Origin of the sequence: Chitinophaga sp., from assembly GCF_035564935.1 — a bacterium.
Lineage (GTDB): Bacteria > Bacteroidota > Bacteroidia > Chitinophagales > Chitinophagaceae > Chitinophaga.
Map to the genome: position 1 here is coordinate 1 of NZ_DATMTE010000750.1, position 5,619 is coordinate 5,619.

5 protein-coding genes are annotated in these 5,619 nt (G+C 48.6%); 1 reads left to right on the plus strand and 4 read right to left on the minus strand.

Annotation, left to right across the window (positions count from 1 at the left end; genetic code table 11):
- Positions 1-942 carry a class I SAM-dependent methyltransferase gene (locus VN105_RS19415; protein ID WP_325643260.1) on the plus strand — a complete coding sequence of 314 codons (942 nt, stop codon included), beginning with the start codon at positions 1-3 and terminating at the stop codon, positions 940-942.
- A 5-nt stretch (positions 943-947) separates the two neighbouring features.
- On the opposite strand, the gene VN105_RS19420 is transcribed toward VN105_RS19415, so the two are convergent.
- From VN105_RS19420 to VN105_RS19435, 4 genes are read right to left on the minus strand one after another with little or no spacing between them, the layout of a single operon-like run.
- Positions 948-2,693, minus strand: a complete 1,746-nt coding sequence (locus VN105_RS19420; protein WP_325643262.1) for a YfbK domain-containing protein — start codon at positions 2,691-2,693, stop codon at positions 948-950.
- Positions 2,694-2,738: 45 nt separating this feature from the next.
- Positions 2,739-3,284, minus strand: coding sequence for a hypoxanthine phosphoribosyltransferase (gene hpt / locus VN105_RS19425; RefSeq protein ID WP_325643264.1), 546 nt, complete (start codon positions 3,282-3,284; stop codon positions 2,739-2,741).
- Positions 3,285-3,336: 52 nt separating this feature from the next.
- Positions 3,337-4,782, minus strand: coding sequence for a glucosaminidase domain-containing protein (locus tag VN105_RS19430; protein ID WP_325643266.1), 1,446 nt, complete (start codon positions 4,780-4,782; stop codon positions 3,337-3,339).
- 24 nt (positions 4,783-4,806) lie between these two features.
- Positions 4,807-5,448 carry an O-methyltransferase gene (locus VN105_RS19435; RefSeq protein ID WP_325643268.1) on the minus strand — a complete coding sequence of 214 codons (642 nt, stop codon included), beginning with the start codon at positions 5,446-5,448 and terminating at the stop codon, positions 4,807-4,809.
- Positions 5,449-5,619 lie beyond the last annotated feature (171 nt).

Sequence of the window (5,619 nt, forward strand, 5' to 3'; positions counted from 1 at the left end):
ATGGAACAAAAAATGCAGATGTTCGAAAACCGGCTGACGAAAGTTTTCCGGCATACTTCCAAACTGGCCAGGCGACAAAACATCACCTGCTACCGGGTTTATGATGATGATATTCCCGAATTTCCCTTTAGTATAGAAATATATGAAGACCATGTTTACATTGCAGAATACCACCGCAAACACGGCATGGAGGAAGATGCCCATGAAGAATGGCTCGATACCTGCCTGGAGCTGATCAGCAAAGTACTGGAGGTAGCCCCCAATAAAATATGGGTAAAACAACGGCAGCGCAAAGAAAACAGGAAAAGCCAATACGAAAAACTAAGCCTGGAAAGCCATATCATGACGGCACATGAAGCGGGTCTTCAATTTAAAGTAAACCTTTCAGATTATCTCGACACCGGCCTGTTCCTCGATCACCGTATTACCCGTGGCATGGTGAGGGAAGAAGCAAAAGATAAAAAGGTGCTGAACCTTTTCTGCTATACCGGTTCCTTCTCCGTATATGCTGCTGCCGGCGGCGCCACGGAAGTGACCTCTGTAGATCTTTCCAAAACCTACCTGGCCTGGGCGGAAGAAAATATGAAACTGAACGGGTTCGATCACCCCAAACATACTTTTGTGCATGCCGATGTATTACAATACCTCGATACCCTCAAACTCAATACCTACGACCTCGTGATCATAGATCCTCCCACCTTTTCCAACAGCAAGCGGATGAAGGATTTCCTCGATGTACAACGGGATCATGCAGATATGCTTAATAAAGTGTTGCTGGCTACAAAAAAAGACGGGGTTGTTTATTTCAGCAATAACTATCGCAGGTTTATACTGGAAGCAGATAAGATCAACGCTTCCAGCATTAAGGATATTACCAATCAAACCTTGCCTTTTGATTTCCAGCAGAAGATGATCAGGAAATGCTACCGGTTAATAAAATAAAAGGATCAATGCTTCCCTTTACGCAGCATTTTTATCATCTTCAAAAACTCCTGGCGGTAGTTGCCTTTGTCGGGCCCCAATGCATGACGCGCAATATTGTTCACCATTTCCGCATTGCCCTTACCGCAGTAGGCCGACTTGCGCAATACCATCCCGAATAAAGCAACGGCGGCGGCAAAGCGGCAATCGTCGGATGCCTTGTCAAAACTTTCCAGGGCTGCGGGAATAACGCCCGTTAAATGCTGTACCACTGTATCCTGCGGATCACGCCAGGAAATTTTCACTTTGGCCAGTAGGGTATCTTCTGTAACGGGTTGCGCCACAGGAGCAATTTCATACAGGGCCACGGAACAGTGCCCGCTGCCAATGATACCACCACTGAACTCCCCTTTCACCGAGGTATCGGCCGGGAGTACCTTGTTCTCATAACCAATAAGCCGGTACGATTTTACAAGCGCAGGGTTAAACCATACCTCCGACTGCACATCACGGGCAATGGTGAACAGGGTGCTGCCAAATTCACGGGCAAATATCTTATTGGCTTCTTCCAGGTCATCTATATAAGCAAAATTACCATTCCCTTTACTGGACAAAGACTGCAGCTTTGAATCCTTATAATTGCCCATACCAAAACCCAGGCAGGTAAGCAACACGCCGCTTTCCTTCTGCTCAATGATAAGCTGTTCCATTTCATCATCACTGCTGAGTCCTACGTTAAAATCGCCATCGGTGGCCAGTATCACGCGGTTGTTACCTCCGGGAATATATTGCTCGGATGCGATCCGGTAAGCCAGCTTTATAGCGGCTTCCCCGGCAGTGGCGCCGCCGGCGCTGAGGTTATCTATCGCATTAAGGATCTTTTCTTTCTGATCGCCGGGAGTAGCAGGCAAAATAACACCGGGTTCGCCGGCATAGGCCACTATCGCCACTTTATCTACCGGGCGGAGGTTATTGACCAGGATACGGAAGGCGGCTTGTAATAACGGCAGCTTATTGGGCGTGCCCATAGAACCCGATACATCCAGCAGGAAAACCAGGTTGCTGGCGGGGAAGCTGTCTGTTTCCAGCGCCCGCGCCCTGATGGCCACCTGTAGCAGGCGATGGGTGTTTTCCCAGGGGCAGGTGGTATAACTACTATACAGCGCCATCGTTTGACCGGCTAACGGTAACGGGTAATCGTAATGAAAATAATTGATCATTTCCTCGATGCGGACTGCATCTACGGGCACCGGTTCTTTCAGCCGCAGGAAACGGCGGATATTACTGTAGGCCGCGCGGTCCACATCCAGCGCAAAGGCCGACACCGGGTGGGTGCCAACCGGCACAAATTTATTCTCGTAGGTAGCGCCGTAAGTTTCGTTGTAAAAAGCGTGGGTGCCCATACCGGTATTACCGTAATTGGGATTACTGTTATGCTGCAATTTTGAACGGGCTTTGGCAAGCGCTACAGGGTCCGCATCTTTTCGTAGTGGCGACAGCGTTATTAACAGCCTGTCGTATTTGCGCACTGTTACCTGTTTCGGCTGATAACCGTTCTGTGTGAGCAATAACGTGGCAGATGCCGTGGGGATAGTGACTTTAAAAAGACCGAAAGCGTTTGTGACTACATGGACTGTGTCATCCATCACCTTCACCTGTACTCCTGCAATGGGGCGGTGGGATAAACTGTCTTCTACCGCTCCCGACACCCAGATTGTTTGCGCCTGCAGCCCTCCACCCCAGAAAAGAAAGAGTAAAAGGTACTTGAGCATGTATTAAGTTAAGATTTTTTCCGGGCAAGCGCCCGGAAAAAATAATTACTGCCCTGCTTCCACCAGCTGGTAAATAGCTGGCAGGTTCCGGCCCAGGCCATCATAATCGAGGCCATATCCCAGGAGGAACTTATTGGGAACGGAAAAGCCCAGGTAATCAATTTTGATGGGATGTACCATCGCCTCCGGTTTTGTGAGCAGGGAGGCTACCAGTAATTTTTTGGGCTGCTGGTGTTCCAGCTGGGGCAGGAACTGGCTCAGCGTTCTGCCGGTATCCACAATATCTTCCAGGATCACCACGGTACGGCCGAAAAGATCTTCATCCAGCCCGATGGCCTGCACCACGTTGCCGGTAGATTTGGTGCCTTTATAAGACGCGAGTTTAATAAAAGAGATCTCCGCCTCAATGGTGAGGTATTTAAACACATCTGCGGCAAACATAAATGAGCCGTTGAGGATAGCTATAAATAACGGTCGCTCTCCCTGCAGGTCTTTATTGATCTGTTCCGCCATTTCCTTTACCCGCTGCTGCAATGCCGCTTCATCAATATAGGGTTGGAACTCTTTGTCATGCACTTTAATCACCGACATAATACTTCTGCATTTCCTTATTTAACAATCATCAGCAAAAAAAGATCGCTGCTTATTTATTTACCAGCAAACGCTGGCCGATTTTAATATCAGATCCCTGCAGGTTATTCCATTCCTGCAGCTGGCTTACCGACCTGTTGTACATTTTGGCAATACCATACAAGGTTTCCTTTGGCTGCACATCGTGGTATTGTATACCGGATTTCTGTACGGGCGCCGGTGTAGCCGGAGCGGGGCGGGAAGCGGTTTGCGGCATAGATGCCCTTGGTGCGCCAGTGCCGCCGGAGGTGGTTACCTGGCCTGCTTTCTTCAGGTCTTCTATCATAGCCACCGGTACGCCACCCTGCGGGGCAGGTTTTGTTTCCGGTACAGCGGTTCCGCCGGTTGTATTTTTAGCTACTTCTTCTTTAATGCCATCAATCGCTTTGCGCGGAGAAAAATCTTCAGGCGGCTCCTGGTCTTCTTCCTTCAGCACCCGGGTGTTTTTAGCCAATCGTGGTGCAGCCGAAGCAAAGCCATCGAGCGTTAACCGCTGACCGGCAGCTGGTTCTTCGCCTTCATTCATTTTATTGCGGCGGCGCAGCCATCTTAACTGTACCCCTTCTGCCTGGGCTACATCGTGCATGGTTTCGCCGTTCACTACATTATGAAATTCCTTATTTCCCTTTTTGCTTTTCTTTTGTAAGAAGATGATCATGTCTTTTGCAGGCGGATTATCATTCTCCAGGTCGTTGAAGCGCACCAGTTTGCGGAGGCGCATATTACGCTGGTCGGCTACCTGGATCAGGGAGCTGCCGGCCTTTACATATACTGCTTTGCGGCCGTTGATTTCAAAAATCCCTTTGGGATAACTGCGGGTTTGCCCGGTAGTGGCAGTGGTGTTATGATTTTTTCTTCCGGGAGATGTCCTGGTTTCTTTTTCGGTTACTTCCGCGTACATGGTACCATCGGAAGCAGCACCGCCGTTAGACGGATCTTTGCCCATGGCAATCAGCGTGTATTGCTGGAGGTTGTAATCTTCTATTACTTTGATCAGCTGCTGCGGATAGGTTTTATTGGTGGCATACCCGGCCTGTTTCAGGCCATATGCCCATGATTTATAATCTTCTCCATCGAACTGGAAGAGGAAAGCATAGCGTGGGTTGGCATGCAGGAAATCGGAATGGTCGCGGTAGGAATCTTTGGCGGATTCGTATACACGGAAGCATTCCTGGGCGGCATCATCATCGTACTTAATCGTTTTGCCGGTCCAGGTATTTTTACATTTAATACCGAAGTGGTTATTCGACTGCAAACACAGGGTGCCGTTGCCGGACTGTGTTTCTATAATCCCCTGCGCCAGTTTGATGGCGGCAGGCACGCCTGAACGGCGCATTTCCTCAATGGCTAAGTTTTTATAGGTGGCGATATACTGCTGCGTTGTGATGTTCTGTGCGTGCAGTACGGTAACGAAGCCAATAAGAAAACTGACTACCAATAAGAATTTTCTTACTTGCATGTATGTTCGGATTTAATGGGCGTTTTATTTCTTCCTGATCAGCAGTACACCATCCCGGATGGTAATTAATACCTGTTCGGCGCGATCATCTGCCAGCACTTTTTCACAAAAGCTCACCATGGCCTTTGCCTGGCGGCCCTGTTCATTTTCAGGCGCCAGCACCTGGCCGTGATACAATACGTTGTCTGCCAGGATAAAACCGCCAGGACGCAGTTTATCCCAAACCAGGTCGTAATACTGTTCATATCCGGATTTGTCCGCGTCAATAAACACCAGGTCGAATACTTCATCCAGTTGTTCAATAACATCAGCCGCTTTGCCGATATGCATTTTTATGTTGTCTGCATTCCCGCTTGCCGAGAAATACTGCCGACAAAGGGTTTCCAGTTCTTCGTTGATATCTACGGTGTGCAATATCCCACCGGGTATGAGACCGGCTGCCAGGCAAATAGCCGAATAGCCGGTATAAGTACCAAGCTCCAGGATACGGCGGGGACGGATCATATGGCTTACCATACGGAGAAATTGTCCCTGTACCTGTCCGCTTAACATATGCGGCTGTTCTACCTTCAGATGTGTTTCCCTGTTCAGTTGGTACATCAGTTCACTTTCCTGACTGCTGTATTTTTCTGCGTAGGCTTCCACTGCTGCCGGTATAAGCTCCATATATTAAAATTTCTGCAAAGCTAAGGAAAAGCGGCTAACTGTGAACCTGTTGCCTTTAAACAGAAAAAGCGGATATATCCATAAACGTTATTCTGCCGGCTTTTATTCTATCCGGCGCTACGTTCATGTATATCCGCTTTTCTTCCTGAAATGGAAATTATCAGAAATTCG

Excerpts from the sequence above, each read along its gene's own strand:
- VN105_RS19420 (WP_325643262.1), bottom strand. The coding sequence starts at position 2,693 with ATGCTCAAGTACCTTTTACTCTTTCTTTTCTGGGGTGGAGGGCTGCAG.
- VN105_RS19430 (WP_325643266.1), bottom strand. The coding sequence starts at position 4,782 with ATGCAAGTAAGAAAATTCTTATTGGTAGTCAGTTTTCTTATTGGCTTC.
- VN105_RS19435 (WP_325643268.1), bottom strand. The coding sequence starts at position 5,448 with ATGGAGCTTATACCGGCAGCAGTGGAAGCCTACGCAGAAAAATACAGC.
- hpt (WP_325643264.1), bottom strand. The coding sequence starts at position 3,284 with ATGTCGGTGATTAAAGTGCATGACAAAGAGTTCCAACCCTATATTGAT.
- VN105_RS19415 (WP_325643260.1), top strand. The coding sequence starts at position 1 with ATGGAACAAAAAATGCAGATGTTCGAAAACCGGCTGACGAAAGTTTTC.